This window comes from Mesorhizobium sp. ES1-4, assembly GCF_020164745.1.
Lineage (GTDB): Bacteria > Pseudomonadota > Alphaproteobacteria > Rhizobiales > Rhizobiaceae > Mesorhizobium.
The window spans coordinates 56,450-71,912 of sequence record NZ_JAIUGV010000015.1; the positions used below are offsets into that span (position 1 = coordinate 56,450).

14 protein-coding genes are annotated in these 15,463 nt (G+C 64.8%); 4 read left to right on the forward strand and 10 right to left on the reverse strand.

All coding sequences use genetic code 11. The features are described from left to right. Positions 1-38 precede the first annotated feature (38 nt). Positions 39-2,426: a polysaccharide biosynthesis tyrosine autokinase gene (locus tag LB556_RS24780; RefSeq protein WP_224570229.1), complete on the forward strand. Its 2,388-nt coding sequence runs from the start codon at positions 39-41 to the stop codon at positions 2,424-2,426. 132 nt (positions 2,427-2,558) lie between these two features. Here LB556_RS24780 and LB556_RS24785 read toward each other — a convergent pair whose 3' ends face one another. Both LB556_RS24785 and LB556_RS24790 read right to left on the reverse strand, forming a co-directional pair. Beyond that, on the reverse strand, positions 2,559-3,641 hold the full coding sequence (locus tag LB556_RS24785; RefSeq protein ID WP_224570230.1) for an acyltransferase family protein: 1,083 nt from the start codon (positions 3,639-3,641) through the stop codon (positions 2,559-2,561). Positions 3,642-3,787: 146 nt separating this feature from the next. After that, a complete protein-coding gene (locus tag LB556_RS24790) occupies positions 3,788-5,695 on the reverse strand; it encodes a propionyl-CoA synthetase (RefSeq protein WP_224570231.1) in 1,908 nt (635 codons plus the stop codon). An 810-nt stretch (positions 5,696-6,505) separates the two neighbouring features. On the opposite strand from LB556_RS24790, the gene LB556_RS24795 reads away from it, so the two are divergent. Genes LB556_RS24795 through LB556_RS24805 form a run of 3 tightly spaced genes read left to right on the forward strand, consistent with a single transcriptional unit; the run spans position 6,506 to position 8,220 of the window. Then, positions 6,506-6,796, forward strand: coding sequence for a PqqD family protein (locus LB556_RS24795; RefSeq protein ID WP_224570232.1), 291 nt, complete (start codon positions 6,506-6,508; stop codon positions 6,794-6,796). Positions 6,797-6,805: 9 nt separating this feature from the next. Further along, a complete protein-coding gene (locus tag LB556_RS24800) occupies positions 6,806-7,240 on the forward strand; it encodes a lasso peptide biosynthesis B2 protein (RefSeq protein WP_224570233.1) in 435 nt (144 codons plus the stop codon). After that, positions 7,237-8,220: a serine kinase gene (locus tag LB556_RS24805; protein WP_224570234.1), complete on the forward strand. Its 984-nt coding sequence runs from the start codon at positions 7,237-7,239 to the stop codon at positions 8,218-8,220. Before LB556_RS24800 ends, LB556_RS24805 begins: the two co-directional genes overlap by 4 nt. Positions 8,221-8,228: 8 nt before the next feature. Here LB556_RS24805 and LB556_RS24810 read toward each other — a convergent pair whose 3' ends face one another. From LB556_RS24810 to LB556_RS24845, 8 genes are all read right to left on the reverse strand, one after another. After that, on the reverse strand, positions 8,229-9,269 hold the full coding sequence (locus LB556_RS24810; protein ID WP_224570235.1) for a nucleotidyltransferase family protein: 1,041 nt from the start codon (positions 9,267-9,269) through the stop codon (positions 8,229-8,231). Between the two features lie 51 nt (positions 9,270-9,320). Beyond that, entirely contained in the window at positions 9,321-10,307 is a 987-nt protein-coding gene (gene dhaK / locus LB556_RS24815; protein ID WP_224570236.1) for a dihydroxyacetone kinase subunit DhaK, read from the reverse strand. Between the two features lie 41 nt (positions 10,308-10,348). Further along, on the reverse strand, positions 10,349-10,765 hold the full coding sequence (locus tag LB556_RS24820) for a hypothetical protein (protein WP_224570237.1): 417 nt from the start codon (positions 10,763-10,765) through the stop codon (positions 10,349-10,351). Between the two features lie 9 nt (positions 10,766-10,774). Beyond that, positions 10,775-12,349, reverse strand: a complete 1,575-nt coding sequence (gene ptsP / locus LB556_RS24825; protein ID WP_224570238.1) for a phosphoenolpyruvate--protein phosphotransferase — start codon at positions 12,347-12,349, stop codon at positions 10,775-10,777. 41 nt (positions 12,350-12,390) lie between these two features. Further along, positions 12,391-12,693, reverse strand: coding sequence for an HPr family phosphocarrier protein (locus tag LB556_RS24830; protein ID WP_140760692.1), 303 nt, complete (start codon positions 12,691-12,693; stop codon positions 12,391-12,393). Positions 12,694-12,714: 21 nt separating this feature from the next. Continuing rightward, positions 12,715-13,104, reverse strand: coding sequence for a dihydroxyacetone kinase phosphoryl donor subunit DhaM (gene dhaM, locus LB556_RS24835; RefSeq protein WP_224570239.1), 390 nt, complete (start codon positions 13,102-13,104; stop codon positions 12,715-12,717). Next, entirely contained in the window at positions 13,101-13,703 is a 603-nt protein-coding gene (gene dhaL, locus LB556_RS24840) for a dihydroxyacetone kinase subunit DhaL (protein ID WP_224570287.1), read from the reverse strand. The genes dhaM and dhaL overlap by 4 nt, the downstream gene beginning before the upstream one ends. A 72-nt stretch (positions 13,704-13,775) precedes the next feature. Continuing rightward, entirely contained in the window at positions 13,776-15,419 is a 1,644-nt protein-coding gene (locus LB556_RS24845) for a dihydroxyacetone kinase subunit DhaK (protein WP_224570240.1), read from the reverse strand. Positions 15,420-15,463: the final 44 nt, after the last annotated feature.

Below are 15,463 nucleotides of genomic sequence, written 5' to 3' on the forward strand. Positions count from 1 at the left end.
GGGGCCTGCGAGCGAGACAAGCCAGAATTGGACCGAAGATGAATTATGCAAACTATCCTCTAGACAAGAGGATGCCATTGCCGAATTCGAACGCGGAAGACGGCGACGACTTCATCGACATCGAGCGGCTGCTTGGCATGGCCGCACGGCAGGCCAAGGTGGTTGCCGTGTGTGCCGCCATCGGCCTTTTCCTCGGCTTGCTCTATCTGCAGACCACGCCACCCAAATATGTGTCGATCTCCAGCGTGCTGATCGATGAGGGGCTGAACAAGATCGTCGACGACATCTCGGCGGCCTCGACGACAATGCAGACCGACTCCGCGATTCTGAGCCAGATCGAGATCCTGACATCGACGCGGCTGGCCGCCGTGGTCGTCGACAAGCTCAAGCTCGACCAGAACGACACGTTCATGAACCCGCCGCAATCGGCGCTTGCCCAAGGCATCGGCCTGATCCGCGGCCTGATCCAGTATGTCCGTCCAAGCCATGTCGTGCCTGGCGTCGGCGACATCAACAAGCTCGACCCCGCCGCGCGCGATGCGCTGATCGCCGCATCCCGACGCGACTACGCCATCCTTAAGCTGCAGAACGAGATCCGGGCCGATCGCGTCGGGCGAAGCTATGTCATCGCGCTTGGCTACCAGGGGACGGATCCGGGCTTGGCGAAAGCCATCACCAAGGCTTACGCCGACGCCTATCTCGCCGACCAGCTCGATGCCAGCTTCGACGCCACCGAGCGCGCGGCGGTCTGGCTGCAGGGCCGTCTGACCGACCTGCGCGAAAGCTCGCAGCAGGCATCGCTCGCGGTCGAGAAGTTCAGGGCCGAGCATGGTCTTTCCGCCAACAGCGACGGCCAGTTGATGAGCGACAAGCAACTCGCCGACCTGAACGCCCAGCTCATCGTGGCGCAGGCCGACACGGCCCGTGCCAGCGCTCGCTACCAGCAGTACAAGTCGATCGTCGACGGCGGCTCCGACAACGCTTTCAAGGACGCCGCCATATCCAGCGACCAGCCGGCCAGCTCGGTCATCGCAGCCCTGAAGACCCGCTATCTCGCGGTCGCCAAGCGGCAGCAGGATGTCGAGGCGAATTTCGGCGCCCAGCATCCCCAAGCCTTGGCGCTCGCCAAGGAAAAGGCCGACATTTCGGCCCAGATATTCGGCGAGCTGAAGCAACTCACCGAAAGCTATCGCAACGAGTATGAGGTGGCCCTGGCGCGCGAGACAGCGCTCAGGGCCAACGTCGCCGCCGCCCAGGGCAAGAGTTCCGTCGACAACCAGTCGCAGGTCAAGCTGCGCGAGCTCGACCAGAAGGCGACGGCGCTGACGACGCTCTACCAGACCTTCCTCGGCCGTTACGAGGAAGCCGCGCAGCAGCGATCTTTCCCGGTCGGCAAGATACGCATCATCTCGGACGCGTCGACACCGCTCTCAGCCTCGAGCCCGCGCACCGTCGTCGTGCTCGGTCTTTCGCTGGTGCTCGGCGTTCTGATGGGCGCCGGTTTCGGCGGTCTCAACGAGTTCAACGAACGGTTCTTCAGGACCGGCGAGGAGGTGCGCGACCGCGTCGGCCTCAAATTCCTCGGTTACCTGCCGACCATTGGCGGCAAACCCGCCAAGGAAGACAAGCCGGACGAGGGTCAGCCGGATGTCAAGGTCGCCAGGTCTCCGGCCGCCATTGAGAGGCGCGCGCGGATGCGGGTGAGCATCGACGCTCCGGCATCGATGTTCTCCGAAACGCTGCGCAGCGCCAAGATCGCCTTCGATGTCGTCATGGAAGGGCAAGCCAGTCGTGTCATCGGCGTGATCTCGGTCCTGCCCGGCGAAGGCAAGTCGACGGTCGCGGCCAATCTCGCCGGGTTGCTCGCCGCCAACGGCGCCAAGACGCTGCTCATTGACGGCGATTTGCGCAATCCGGGCCTGAGCCGCAGCCTCGGCATGGAAGCCGACCAGGGATTGATGGAAGCAGTGGTGAGCGGCCAGACCTGGCAGTCCGTCGGCAAGATCGACAGGCAGACCAAGCTCGCGATCATTCCGGCGGTGTCGCGCGGGCATTTCTCGCACACCAGCGAGCTTCTCTCCTCGGCCGGTATGCGTCGCTTCATCGAGAACGCCAAGGAAACCTTCGAATATATCATTGTCGATCTGCCGCCGCTCGGGCCGGTGGTGGATGCCAAAGCCTTCGCGCCGCTCGTCGATGGCTTTGTGCTGGTTACCGAATGGGGCCGCACGCCGCGCGCCATGGTGCGCTCGATGCTGGTATCCGAACCCTACGTCGCCAACAAGATCGTCGGCGTGGTGCTGAACAAGGTCAACCTGAAGAAGCTGGCCAAATACGGATCCTTCGGCGCGTCGGAGAAATTCTTCGACACATACTCGAGCTACTATCTCGACAAGACGGAAGTGCGCGGCAAGACGACGGTCTGAGACAGGCTGCCCCCACCGTTGGGCTGCGCTGAGGTTCTCATTTCGATATTGCGCAAAGGCTTCGACCCTCCCTCATTTCGTGCGGCCGGACATGAAGCGGAGCGGCGCATCGCTCGAAGTCTGGAAATATGGCTACGCCGCCCTCAGCCGGTAGCGGAAAAGCGTGTGATCGAGCAGCAGCCGTACGCGCGGTTCGGCTTCCGTCGCCACCAGCCAGCTTGCCGCGATCATGGTCGCACCGACTGTTGCCATCGACAGGAGATAAGGAAATCCCGCGCGCACCATGGCGCCGAGCATCGCCGCGCCGATGACGTCGTGGATCAGATAGAGCGGATAGGTCATAAGGCCGATCCGGCGCCAGCCGCTCCAGCTGAGATCGAGTTTGAGCGACCACGCCATCAGCGCGATGCCCACGAGGAACATCAGGATCGGCGGCGCGTAGGGCATCACGGCTCCGACCTTGACGCTGCGGACCTCGACGGAGCTGACGATCTGCAGCACGCCGCCGCCGAGGAATAGCAGGCAGAAGCCAAGGCGAGGGGCCGTCGCCGCCTTGAACCGCATCAGCCAGATGAGCACGCCGACCGCGAAGAAGCAGCCATGATGGACCAGGACGAGCTGCAGCCAGCGCGTCTCGGCGAAGTCGGACCAGCCGAGCGGATAATAGAGGCACCAGAACGACGTGCTGACAAGGCCGACGACGATGGCAACCCTCTCTATCAGGTGGAAGCGGCCGAGCCGCAACAGGACCCAGACGATGGCGTAGAAGGCGATCTCGATGCCGAGCGTCCAGTAGACGCTGTCCACCCAGGGACCATAGGGCGCGAACAGGGCCGTTCGAGCGAGCCTGACCACCGCATCGGTCGGCCAGCTCAAGCCAATGAGCAGCAAAAGCGCCGCGGTGACCGGCGCGCAAATCCAGACCGCCGGCGCCAGCCTTTTGACCCTTGCCTCGAAGAACCGCAGCGGCGTCGAACTCTCGGCGCTGAACGCGATGACTAAACCGCTGATGACGAAGAAGATCTGGACGCCGACCCAGCCGGACCCGACCCAGGCACCTATACCGGGCTGCGCCGGAACGCCACCCGTGGCCTGCGCCGAGATGCCGTCGGGATAGGCCCACACCCAGAAACCGTGATGGTAGATCATGACCAGCACGGCGGCGAGAAACCGCAATATGTCGATGCCGCCAAACGTTGTCTTCTGCTGAGCCATGCGATCCGATCGGACGGCCCCCCGCGGGAAACGTAAGGTGTGATGCTGCGTTGCACAATCAACAAGCGAGCGCCGCGGCGATCACAAACTGCGCCGCGCCGAAACATCCGAGAATGGCAACGCCTCGCCGTTGCCGCTGCGCTTCGTCAAACGCCGATCCCGCGCGCTTTCATAGCAACGGTGATCTCGTCCAGAATGACAGGATCGTCGATGGTCGCCGGCATGGTCCACGCTTCCTTGTCGGCGATCTTCTGCATGGTGCCGCGCAGGATTTTTCCCGACCGCGTCTTGGGCAGCCGTTTGATCGTCACCACGGTCTTGAAGGCGGCGACCGGGCCGATGCGCTCGCGCACCAGAGCGACGACCTCCTTCTCGATGGCGCCGCCTTCGCGGGTGACACCGGCGTTCAGCACAACGAAGCCAAGCGGCACCTGGCCCTTCATCGCATCGGCGATGCCGACGACGGCACATTCGGCGACATCGGGATGGGCGGCCAGCACCTCTTCCATCGCGCCGGTCGACAGCCGGTGGCCGGCGACATTAATGATATCGTCGGTGCGGGCCATCACGTAGAGATAGCCATCGTCGTCGATCATGCCGGCATCGGCTGTCTTGTAGAAGCCGGGGAACTCATCGAGATAGGCCTGGCGGAAGCGGGCGTCCGCATTCCACAGCGTCGGCAGGCAGCCCGGCGGCAGCGGCAGCTTGACCACGACGTTGCCCAGCGTGCCGCGCGGCACCTCATGGCCGGCATCGTCGAGCACGCGGATGTCGTAGCCCGGCATGGGCACCCCGGGCGAGCCGTATTTCACCGGCAGCAGGCCGAGCCCGGCAGGGTTTATCGTCATCGGCGAGCCGGTCTCCGTCTGCCACCAATGATCCACCACCGGCACGTTGAGCTTCTGCTCCGCCCATTTGATGGTTTCGGGGTCGGCACGTTCGCCGGCGAGAAACAGCGTGCGGAATTTCGACAGATCGTATTTCGGCACGAACTCGCCCTTGGGGTCCTGCCCCTTGATGGCGCGGAAGGCGGTCGGCGCGGTGAACAGTGCGACCACGCCGTGCTCCGAGATCACCCGCCAGTAGGTGCCGGCGTCGGGCGTGCCGATCGGCTTGCCTTCGAACAGCACGCTGGTGCAGCCATGCAGCAGAGGCGCATAGACGATGTAGGAATGGCCGACCACCCAGCCGACGTCGGACGCCGCCCAGAACACTTCGCCCGGCTTGACGCCGAACTCATTGTCCATCGTCCATTTCAACGCGACCATGTGGCCGCCATTGTCGCGCACGATGCCCTTGGGCTGGCCGGTCGTGCCCGACGTGTAGATGATGTAGAGCGGGTCGGTGGCCAGCACCGGCACGCAATCGACATTGGCGCCGGCCGCCCGTTCGCGGGCGACGGCGTCGGCATAGTCGATGTCGAAATGGTCCTTCAAATCGCAGCGCAACTGGTCGCGCTGCAATATCAGGCAAGCATCCGGCTTGTGGCGGGATATCTCGATGGCCTTGTCGAGCAACGGCTTGTAGGCAACGACCCTGCCCGGCTCCAGGCCGCAGGAGGCCGAGATGATCAGTTTCGGCTTGGCGTCGTCGATGCGTGTGGCAAGCTCATGCGAGGCAAAGCCGCCGAACACGACCGAATGGACAGCGCCGATGCGGGCGCAGGCAAGCATCGCGATGGCCGCTTCCGCCACCATCGGCATGTAGATGATGACACGGTCGCCCTTGCCGATGCCGCGATTCTTGAGCACCGAGGTCAGCGCCACCACCTCGCGTTTCAGCTCGGCATAGGTGAACTTCCTTACCGTTCCGGTGATGGCGCTGTCATGGATCAGTGCGACCTGATCGGCGCGCCCGCCGGCGACATGCCGGTCAAGCGCGTTGTAGCAGGTGTTGCAGGTCGCGCCGGTGAACCAGCGGCCGTAGACGCCGGCGGCGGCATCGAACACCTTGTCCCAGGGCGTATACCAGTCGATGGCGCCAGCCGCGTCGGCCCAGAATTTTTCCGGGTCGCGTTTCCAGCCGTCATAGACCTCGTGATAGCGTGAAGCCATCAATATCCTCCCAGAAGCCATTTGCCGTCCTCGCCGATAGCCTATGCTGTTTTTTCCGGAGATGTCTTCCTGCATTTTCGTCTCAATCCGCCGCGTCTTGACCTGACGGACATTTCCTGGCTGGAGCAGGTGTCGCGGAAACGGCTTTCGCCGACTTATGACGGACGGCAGTTCGACCACCCAGCTGGACATATTCCGGCGAAGGGCACGGCCGATTATCCGGCGAGTTTCGACGTCGCGCGGCGAGGGCGCTTGGGGTCCACGTGAGCCAGCAGGGACAAGCCGTGCAAGGCCTTGCCTAATGCTCCCGCCGGCAAGCCGGCGGTGATCGTCGTGCTGCCGCGGTGACGGAACTCCCGCCAAGCAACCCGTCGATAGCCGACTAACGAACCGGATTCGTTGGGCAAATGTCCATCGTGCTAGATCGGCAATGCCACCAGCATGAGGCCTACGCCGCCGAAGATCAAAATGGCTGTCGCAAGAGCCTTTCGATGACGTTCGAAAGTTGTCGGAGCCCGCTCCCAATTGTAACGCATACGCTATCTCCCCAAGACCCGGGGAGTTCTTACCTCACCTAAGGGAAGAAAAGCAACGGTCCTGCCAGTCGTCGCACTTGCCGCGCGTGTCATCTCCGACGACTATTTCTGGGGCGATATTCGGCTGTGGAGGGATGTTGCGGCCTGACAAGAGCCTTTCGCAAGCACAGCGCGGCGCGGGCCATCCCCGATCATCCCCGGCTGGCCGATAGACAGCGCGCCGCCACCGCGCTATCTCATTTCGGGGTTTTGCGTTGGCTTTTGGGGGGTCGTGATGGAAATTGCCTCTGGAACGGTTCTGCGGCTGGCGGACGACGCCTCGGTCCAGCATGTCGGCGACGGCGCGGTCGTGCTTCTGGCGCGTAGCGGCCAGCTCTACACCTGCAACGGCACGACCGAAGCCTTTCTCGACAAGGTGGATGGCGCGCGCAGCTTCAGTCAGATCGTCGGCCTGCTTTGCGAGGAGTTCGAGGTCGACAAGGGCATGCTTGACGAGGACATGGCGGCGCTGGCCGCCGATCTGGTGTCGGAAGGCATTCTCGCCGCTCCGGGGCTTGATAGCTAAGGGTACTCGATGGCGGACTGTCCTCTCCTGCGCGCCTTGTTCCGCTGCCACCTCTGGGCAAGCGCGCGGCTGATGCCGGTCCTCATTGCCAACCGCAGCTTCGAGGAGGTGCTGAAATGGGCGCCGCTCGTCTCGTCGTCGCCCTATCGCGGCTTACCCGCTCCCTACATTGTCGCTCGGGTCAACCGTGCTGTGCGCCGTCCCTGGCTGATGCGCGACCGCAGGTGCCTGCGGGAAGGTCTGCTCGGCCATCGTTTCCTGCGCCTCGCCGGCTTCGATCCGGAGTTGCGCTTCGGCGTCGATCCGAAGTCGCTGCAAGCGTCCCGGCTGTCGGCACATTGCTGGGTCTGTCTCGACGGCAGGCCGGTGGTCAGCGACAGCCTTCCCGGCATGGTCGAGATCTATCGCCACCATGACCGTGCCGCGAAGGTGCGCCCCGCTTGACCAGACCCCGCGTCTTCTATGACCTCAACGGCCAGGTCCTCGGCATATCGGCCGAACGCGCCGAGCTATGGCGGGACTTCGACAGGATGCTCGCCAGCCTGCGCATCGAAGGTTCGACCGAGGCGGATTTCCATCTCGAGATTGCCGAGGCGGAGGCGTTGGACGAGACGCCCGTTGGCTCCCTTGTCTTCGACGGCGAGATACCGGAGGACGGCTATTGCCGGATGATAACGGACGGCGCCAGCGTCCATCTGGTCTTGCCGGGACGCCAGACCGTCGAGATCAACGAGAAGGGGTGGGCTCGACTCCGCGTCGTGCCCGACAGCAAGGCCGCCTGGACGCCGTCCATGCTGATGCTGGACGCGGCACTCGACGCCGGCGGCCAACATATGCTGCACACCGCGGGCCTGACGCTGCCGGGCCGTGACGCCGTCGTGCTGATCCATGCCCCGAGCGGCACCGGCAAGACCACCACATCGCTGGCCTTGGCAACGCAGGGATACGGCCTGTGCTCCGACGACGCCATGATCGTGAATGTCGCTTCCGCCACTCCTGTTGCCTGGGGCTTGCCGCGCCACGTCAAGATCCACGAGCAGACCGCGCGGATGATCCCGCAAGTGGCTCCGTGTCTCGGGCCATCCTGGGACCGCAATGGCGAACAGGCTGTTTCGCTGGATAAGCTGGACGGGATCGTAAAAATCGAAAGCCCGACCGCCCGTCCGGTAGTCGCGCTCCTGCATCTTGCGCGATCCGCCGACGAAGAGACCCGGCTCGCGCCCATGGCCCGGACCGATGCGATGATTGCATTGGCAATGGACAATGTCCGCACCGGCATGACCGGCCTGCTGCCCCTGCAGAAGCGCCGGCTGGCGACGATCGGCAGACTGGTCTCGTCCGTGCCGACCTTCACCCTGGAAACAGGCGCACGCCCGGCCGAAGCGGCGGCGCTGATAAGCGCCACACTGACATCACGGGACTGACGGTCGGTTCATGCCGCGTGTGGCCTGGCCTTGGCCAGCCTCTGGATCCAGCGGAACGCATCGCGGCGCAGGCGCGAGCCGATCTTCTCCCTGGAATTGACCCTGAGCAGGGTGTTCGTCGTGATCAGCCTTTTGGCCAGCCATATCGACAGGTCGGGTTTGATCCGCGCCGCGAGTTCGAGCGCATGCGGTTCGCCGAACAGCCGGCCGGTCACGTTGAGCACGATCGCCAGTTCGAGTTCGATCCCGGTCATGCGCGCCGCCTCGAGCAGGCGGGTTTCCGATTCCGCTGACTGCAACGCCCGCACGCCTTGCAGCACGTCGACACAAAGCTGCAGCCGGTGGAATTTATGCCCCCCGGCGGCGTGCACGATGGCGATCGTCAAAAGGGCCGCCGGGGTGTCGGTTGCCTCGCCATCGATGATACCCAGTTCGCGAAAACCCAGCGACAGGCGCCGCCGCATGCCGGTGTCATGCACCAGGTCGCCATGCAGTTCGACAAGCAGGCTGGAGTTATCTTTTTCCAGCCACTTGAACTCCTGCAGCCGGTAGGATTCGGCCTCGTCGCTGCCAAGCTCGAAGCCGCATTCCGCAATCACCCGGTTTGCCCGCGCCAGGTCGGCGGGGTCGACGATGATGTCGATGTCGGTGAACGGCCGGTCGGACACGTTGCGGTAGAGGTTTCGCGCGAAGACCGGTCCCTTGACGATCCGCGCTGGAATGCCTTCCGCCGCCATCCCCTTCATGATGCGGTCGCCATGATACTGCAGCAGCATCGACTGGCCGGTGGCGATGGTCGCCTTCTGACGCAGATCGTCAAGCCTGGCTTGCAGGCCCGAATCCCCAGGCAGGTGCGAGTCGCCGCGCTCCCTGAGCTTGCGCAGCATGATCGGCAGGACGCCGTGGAATTCGGCATTGTCGAGCAGAGCTGACAGGATCTTTGCCGACAAATTGTCCTCGGCCGCCACGACCTCCGGATCGGCGAAGCGCAGCAGCAGTCTTTCTTCGGCGGAGGTGAGGGACGGCAGCGTCAATCCGGGCAAATCCATCGCTAAGTCGATGTCCGGAATGGTTACAGAAAAGCGCGGCTGAAGCCAGCCTTACATGCCCCAGCGCAGCGCGGCCGTGTGGACAGGTGCGTCCCACCAGCCCGTCGATTCGTCATCGAGCAGGGTCAGCGTGATCGAGCAGCCGGCCATGTCGAGCGAGGTGACATAAGTGCCGACCAGCGAGCGGGCAATCATCACGCCATGCTTCTCGAAAATCCGGCGGGCGCTGTTGTACATCACATAGAGCTCCATCAGCGGCGTGCCGCCAAAGCCGTTGACGAACAGCAGCGCGGGTCCTTTCGCCTTGTCGCCCAGGTCTCCAAGGATCGCCGCGCAGATCTCCTCGGCGATCGCATCGGCGCTCTTCAAGGTGTCGCGGCGCCGGCCGGGTTCGCCATGGATGCCGACGCCGAATTCCATCTCGCCATCGCCGATGTCGAAGGTCGGTTTGCCGGCCGCCGGGACGGTGCCGCTGGTCAGCGCCACGCCCATCGAGCGGGTCGCGTCGTTGACGCGGTCGCCCAGCGCCTTGAGCGGCTTCAGCGCCAAGCCATGTTCAGCAGCCGCGCCGACGATCTTTTCCACCACCAGCGTGCCGGCCACGCCGCGCCGGCCGGTCGTGTAGGACGAATTCTCGACGGCGACGTCGTCATTGGTCACCACCTGAAGGACGCCTTCCGACATTTCCGCCGCCATGTCGAAATTCATCACGTCGCCCTCATAGTTCTTGACGATGAGCAGGCAGCCGGCGCCGGTGTCGACGGCTTGCGTGGCCGCAAGCATCTGGTCCGGCGTCGGTGAGGTGAACACCTGGCCCGGACAGGCGGCGTCCAGCATGCCATGGCCGACAAAGCCGCCATGCAGCGGCTCGTGGCCCGAGCCGCCGCCGGAAATCAGCGCCACCTTGCCCGGCTTGAGGGCCTTGCGGCGGATGAATTTGTGCTCCTCGCCAAGCACCAGCATGTCGGCATGGGCGGCAACGAAACCATCGAGGCTCTCGGTCAGCACCGTGTCCACCGAATTCATGAATTTCTTCACGGCCGTCTCCTCCCGAAATAGCCTGGCATCCATGAGGTCGATCAGCCGTTCTTGCCGGTGATGCTGGTGACCTTCTGGATGAATTCGTTGATCGCGCGGTCGAGCGCCGCATTCTGTCTGTCGTCGCCGAAATCCGGCACGATGAGCGAAACGTGCCTTGTCTTGCGCGCGCCCGCGGCGGCCGAGATTTTCCCCGGATGCGCCTGGTGATATGCGGCAAGGAACTGGTCCCGTTCTGGCTGGCTGAAATGACAGACGGAAAAGATGGCGGGCAGATGCTTTGACGGTATCGGGATCGAATAGGCGGGGCTCGAAATCTGCGTGACGAAACTGCGGTGCTTGCCGAGCGCGTCGGCGAGCCGCTGGCGCATGCCTGACGGCCGCTGGTCGATGACCTGCGACAGGATCGTCTTGTACGCGCGGATCGCCTCTTCGGGCTCCGGTGTCGGGTCGACCATGCCTGCCCCCTAGACCGGCACGTCAGCGATGGCCGCCTTGGCCATGGCGAGTTGCGCCGGCGCGACCGAGAGATCGCGCAGGCCGGCTTCGAGCAATGAGGCAATCGCGGCCGGATCGCCGCCGGCATCCCCGCACAGGCTGACGGGAATCCCATTTTCCCGTCCGAAGGACGCGACCGAGCCGATAAGCCGCAGCACCGCGGGATGACTGACGGAATTCAGGTGTGCCACAGCAGCATTGTCGCGCGCGGCCGCCATCACATATTGCGTCAAATCGTTGGAACCGATCGACAGGAAGGCTACGCCCGCGAATGCCTCGGGCGCGATGGCCACCGAAGGCACTTCGACCATGATGCCGAGCGGCGGCATTCTTTGCGCGATGTCACGCGCGGCAAGGGCTGCGTGTTGCTCGGCGAACAGGGCGGCGGCGCGTTCATACTCTTCCGGCGTGGCGATCATGGGAAACATGACTTTCAGATTGCCGTGTGGCGCGGCGCGCAGCAATGCCCTGATTTGAACGCGGAATATGTCGAGCCTGGCCAGCGACAGCCTGATGCCGCGCAGGCCAAGGAACGGATTGCCCTCTTCGACCGTGAAGCCCGGCACCGGCTTGTCGCCTCCGGCATCGACGGTGCGGATCGTCACCGGTTTTTCGCCGGCCCATTCCAGCACCTTGCGATAGGCGCGATACTGCGTCTCCTCATCCGGCAGCGTCTTGCCGAACAGGAATTCCGTGCGCATCAGGCCGACACCGTCGCAGGTCGCGATATCGATGGCGTCGACGTCCCGGGGGTCGGCGATGTTGACTTGCACGCGCACCGCGGTGCCTCGCTTCGTCGCGGCCGGCCGTGCCAGAAAAGTCTCCGCGTCGCCTTGGCGGGCCGCGAAGGCGGAGGACGACCGCCGGAACGAGCCGATCTCCGCGGGCGAGGGCGCCAGAACGATAGCGCCGTGCTCCGCGTCGAGCAGCGCGGTGCCGGCAACAGCGGCCAGCGGCTCGCGCAGACCCACGACCATCGGCACGCCACGCGAGCGCGCCAGCATGGCGACATGGCTGGCGGTGCTGCCTGCCCGCAGCGCGATGCCGCCGCCATGGCTCCAGTCGATTTCGAGAAAGCGCGTCGGCGCGATGTCCTCGCCGCAGAGGATGGCGCCGGCTGGTGCCGTGCGGCCGCCGTCCTCTGTCAGGGCGCGCAGCACCTGGTCCCTGATATCGCGCAGGTCCGTGGCGCGGGCGCGGAAATAATCCTGGTCCGAGGCTTCGTAGCCCGCGATCTCGGCGTCCAGCGCCTGCCGCCATGCCGCGTCGGCGGGCTTTCCGGAGGCGATCGATGTGAAGGCCGGCCCGCTCAGCGCGTCATCTTCCAGCATGGCGATGTGGAATTCGAGTATGCCGGCAGCATCGCTGTCGGCGGTCTCGACCATGGCCACGAGCCGTTTCACCGCCTTGTCGATCGAGGCCTCCAGCGCCGCTTTCTCTTCGGCGGAGCTTGCCTTGCTCGCGTAGATGCCCGCGGGCCGCCCGAGGTCGAACAGAGGCCCCTCGGCATAGCCGGCTGAAGCCGGAACACCCTCAATGCGCATGGCCCGCATTCCCCGCGGGCCGGCCAGGGCATGCATCGGCGTCAAGCCGAACGGACATGGCCGGCATCCTCGTCGAAATCGCGCTGCACCAGTTCGATCAGTGCGCGGATGGCATCATCGGCACCATCGCCGTTGGCCCTGATGTGCAGCACGGTGCCCTTCGGCGCCTTGGCCGCCATCACCTTGACGATGCTTTTGGCATCGAACCATGGGCCGTTGGCGGCGAGTGCTATTTCCACGTCGGCGGCAAAGCTTTTGGCCAGCTTGGTGAACTTTACCGAGGGACGCGCATGCAGACCCACATCATGGGTGATCAGGACGGTCGCTTCGGCGGTTGCGGACATATGTTCAACGTTCCCGTTCACTCACGACGGCGACAGTTCGTGCGCCGTCGCCACCACTTCTTTCAACGAGGCGCCGCCGGACGCCTCGGTCGCCGCCATCACCGCGCCCTCGACGATCGGCGCGTTGCAGACGATGATCTTCTGCGCGCGGGGCTCGCCGATCATCTCCACGGCCATTTCCGAATTGGTCTCGGCGCCGCCGAGATCGACCAGAATGGCGACGCCGGCTTCCGACCAGGCCTTGTCGATGGCGCCCATGATCGCCTCGACAGTCGTGCCGAGCCCGCCATGGCCGTTTCCACCGCACCATGCAAGCGGCACTTCGTCGCCCACCATCTGGCGTACCATGTCAGCCGTGCCTTCCGCGACCAGCGGCGAATGCGACACGATCACGATCCCGACATTGCTCATCCCTTGTCCCCGATGATGTGCGCCAGCGTGCGCACCAGCAGCGCGGTCGAGCGCGCGCCGGCATCCATATGGCCGATGGAGCGGTCGCCGAGAAACGAGGCACGGCCGCGCAGCGCCTTCATCGGCACCGTCGCTTCGGCGGCGGCGTCGGCGATGTCGGCTATCTCAGCCGCCGTCATTCCCCCGGCCAAAGCGTCATGCACCGGCTGCAGAACATCGAGCAATGTCTTCTGTCCAACCTGCGATTTGCCGCGCGCGGCCACGGCCTCGATCGCCTTGCCGAAGGCAGCCGTCAAATCGGCCCGGTCCGGGTCCGCCGAAATCTCCCTGCCCAGCGCCAGGAACAACGTGCCGAAGAGCGGGCCGGAGGCTCCGCCCACCGTCATCACCAGCTTGGTGCCGATCGCCTTCAGCGCCTCGGGCAGCGGCTTTGCGGCGAACGCATCGGCCTCTGTCCGCACAGCCTCGAAGCCGCGCTTCATGTTCAGCCCATGGTCGCCATCGCCGATCGCCTGGTCGAGCGCCGTCAATTCCTCGGCGTGGTCGGCAATCGTATCCGCGGCGGCCGTGATCAGCCTCGAAAGGTCCAGCGCCGTCATGTCGGCCGAATTCCCGGGTTGCACCTTGCCCGCAGTAGCGAAAGAACGGTCGTCCGACAACTGATCCATGCATCAGGCCGCCGCGTATAGCGCGGCGGCGGCCGCGAACACCTCGGCCACGGCGTGGGCGCCGGGGTCGGCCACGCCCTGCAATTTGGCGCCGACATAGGCGGACCTCCCAGCCTTGGCCTTCTCCATCGTGGCCGTTGCCTCGGCGCCGCGCCGGCCCGCCACCGCGGCTTCTTCCAGGCCCTTGCCGTCGAGTGCCTTCAAGGCCGGCTCCAGCGCGTCGACCATCGTGCGGTCGCCTGCTTTGGCGCCACCGTAGAACGTCATTCGTTCAAGCCCCGCAAGCAGCGCCTTGGGCACATCGGTGCCGCCATCCAGGGCCTGCGCCGCCGCCGTGAAGAAGATCGACAACAGCACCCCACTAGAGCCGCCCATGGATGAACTCAGAATATCGCCCATCGCCCCAAGCGTCGCTGGGGGGTCGGCAAGCGGCAGTGTGTCAAGCCGTTCGAGGATGCTGCGCGCGCCAGTCGCCACCGTCGAGCCGGTGTCGCCGTCACCCGCCTTGGCGTCCAGTCCGTTCAATGTCGCTTCGAGCGAGATCAGTCTTTCGCAGACCGTGACGATCAGGTGCCTGGTAGCCGCGTCCTGGCTGGCCTCGTATGCCGCATTTTGTCCGGCTGCCTTTGCCATCGGCACAACAGTTGGTTCGACGACCGGCTTTGCCGGCATCCAGGCGTGCGGGCCGACCGGTGCCAGCAAGGCGGTTTCGCGGGCCGCGTCGAGCTTGATCAAAGACAGCGAGAAGCCGTTCATATTGAGCGCCGTCATCAGCGGCCCGGGGCCGATCGCCAGCTTGACGGTCCTGGCGAGCGGCGAGGCAAGCACCGCATTGGCGACGACTGACATTTCGAGTGGCGGCACGGAGCCGAGATTGTTGATCAGCAAGGCATAGGCGGCCTTCGGGTCGAGCCGCGCCGCGAGGCGCTCCGCCATGACCGCCACCAGCCGGTCGGCACTTTGCACCGCGATGCGCTCGACGCCGGGCTCGCCATGGATGCCAAGGCCGAGCTCGCCGTCATCGGCGCCGAACCTGTCCTCATGCGGCTGGCCTGGGATCGAGCAGGACGATAGCGACATGCCGAGCGAAATGATGTCCTTCGCCGCCGCGCGCGCGGCCGCCGCAACGGATGCCAGATCCTGGCCGGCTTCCGACAGATGGCCCGATATCTTGTGCACGAACAAGGTGCCGGCAACACCCCGTGGCTGGACGATGTCGGGCAGCGCGATGTCGTCGGCGACGATCACCATCTCGACCGCAAACCCTTCGGCCCGCGCCTTCTCGGCCGCCAGGCCGAAATTGAGCCGGTCCCCGGTGTAGTTCTTGACGATCAGCAGGCAACCGGCCGGTCCGGTGACGGCGCGAATGGCGGCCAGCACCGCTTCGACGCTCGGCGAGGCGAAGATCTCGCCCGAGACCGCCGCCGTCAGCATGCCCTTGCCGACGAAGCCGGCATGCGAAGGCTCGTGCCCGGCGCCACCGCCGGAGACCACGGCAACCCTGGACTTGTCCCAATCGGCGCGCAGCACGACCTTGATCTCGGGATAGCCGTCGAGGCGCGCGAGGTCGCCCGAGCCAATGGTCCGCAACAGGCCGTCAAGCGCCTCGGTGACGATCGTTTCCCTGCGGTTGAAAAAGTGCTTCATCGAATTCGTCCCGTATTCGCAATCGTCAATCAGAAGCCGGCATC

Excerpts from the sequence above, each read along its gene's own strand:
- LB556_RS24780 (WP_224570229.1), top strand. The coding sequence starts at position 39 with ATGAATTATGCAAACTATCCTCTAGACAAGAGGATGCCATTGCCGAAT.
- LB556_RS24785 (WP_224570230.1), bottom strand. The coding sequence starts at position 3,641 with ATGGCTCAGCAGAAGACAACGTTTGGCGGCATCGACATATTGCGGTTT.
- LB556_RS24790 (WP_224570231.1), bottom strand. The coding sequence starts at position 5,695 with ATGGCTTCACGCTATCACGAGGTCTATGACGGCTGGAAACGCGACCCG.
- LB556_RS24795 (WP_224570232.1), top strand. The coding sequence starts at position 6,506 with ATGGAAATTGCCTCTGGAACGGTTCTGCGGCTGGCGGACGACGCCTCG.
- LB556_RS24800 (WP_224570233.1), top strand. The coding sequence starts at position 6,806 with ATGGCGGACTGTCCTCTCCTGCGCGCCTTGTTCCGCTGCCACCTCTGG.
- LB556_RS24810 (WP_224570235.1), bottom strand. The coding sequence starts at position 9,269 with ATGGATTTGCCCGGATTGACGCTGCCGTCCCTCACCTCCGCCGAAGAA.
- LB556_RS24820 (WP_224570237.1), bottom strand. The coding sequence starts at position 10,765 with ATGGTCGACCCGACACCGGAGCCCGAAGAGGCGATCCGCGCGTACAAG.
- ptsP (WP_224570238.1), bottom strand. The coding sequence starts at position 12,349 with ATGCGCATTGAGGGTGTTCCGGCTTCAGCCGGCTATGCCGAGGGGCCT.
- LB556_RS24830 (WP_140760692.1), bottom strand. The coding sequence starts at position 12,693 with ATGTCCGCAACCGCCGAAGCGACCGTCCTGATCACCCATGATGTGGGT.
- dhaM (WP_224570239.1), bottom strand. The coding sequence starts at position 13,104 with ATGAGCAATGTCGGGATCGTGATCGTGTCGCATTCGCCGCTGGTCGCG.
- dhaL (WP_224570287.1), bottom strand. The coding sequence starts at position 13,703 with ATGACGGCGCTGGACCTTTCGAGGCTGATCACGGCCGCCGCGGATACG.
- LB556_RS24845 (WP_224570240.1), bottom strand. The coding sequence starts at position 15,419 with ATGAAGCACTTTTTCAACCGCAGGGAAACGATCGTCACCGAGGCGCTT.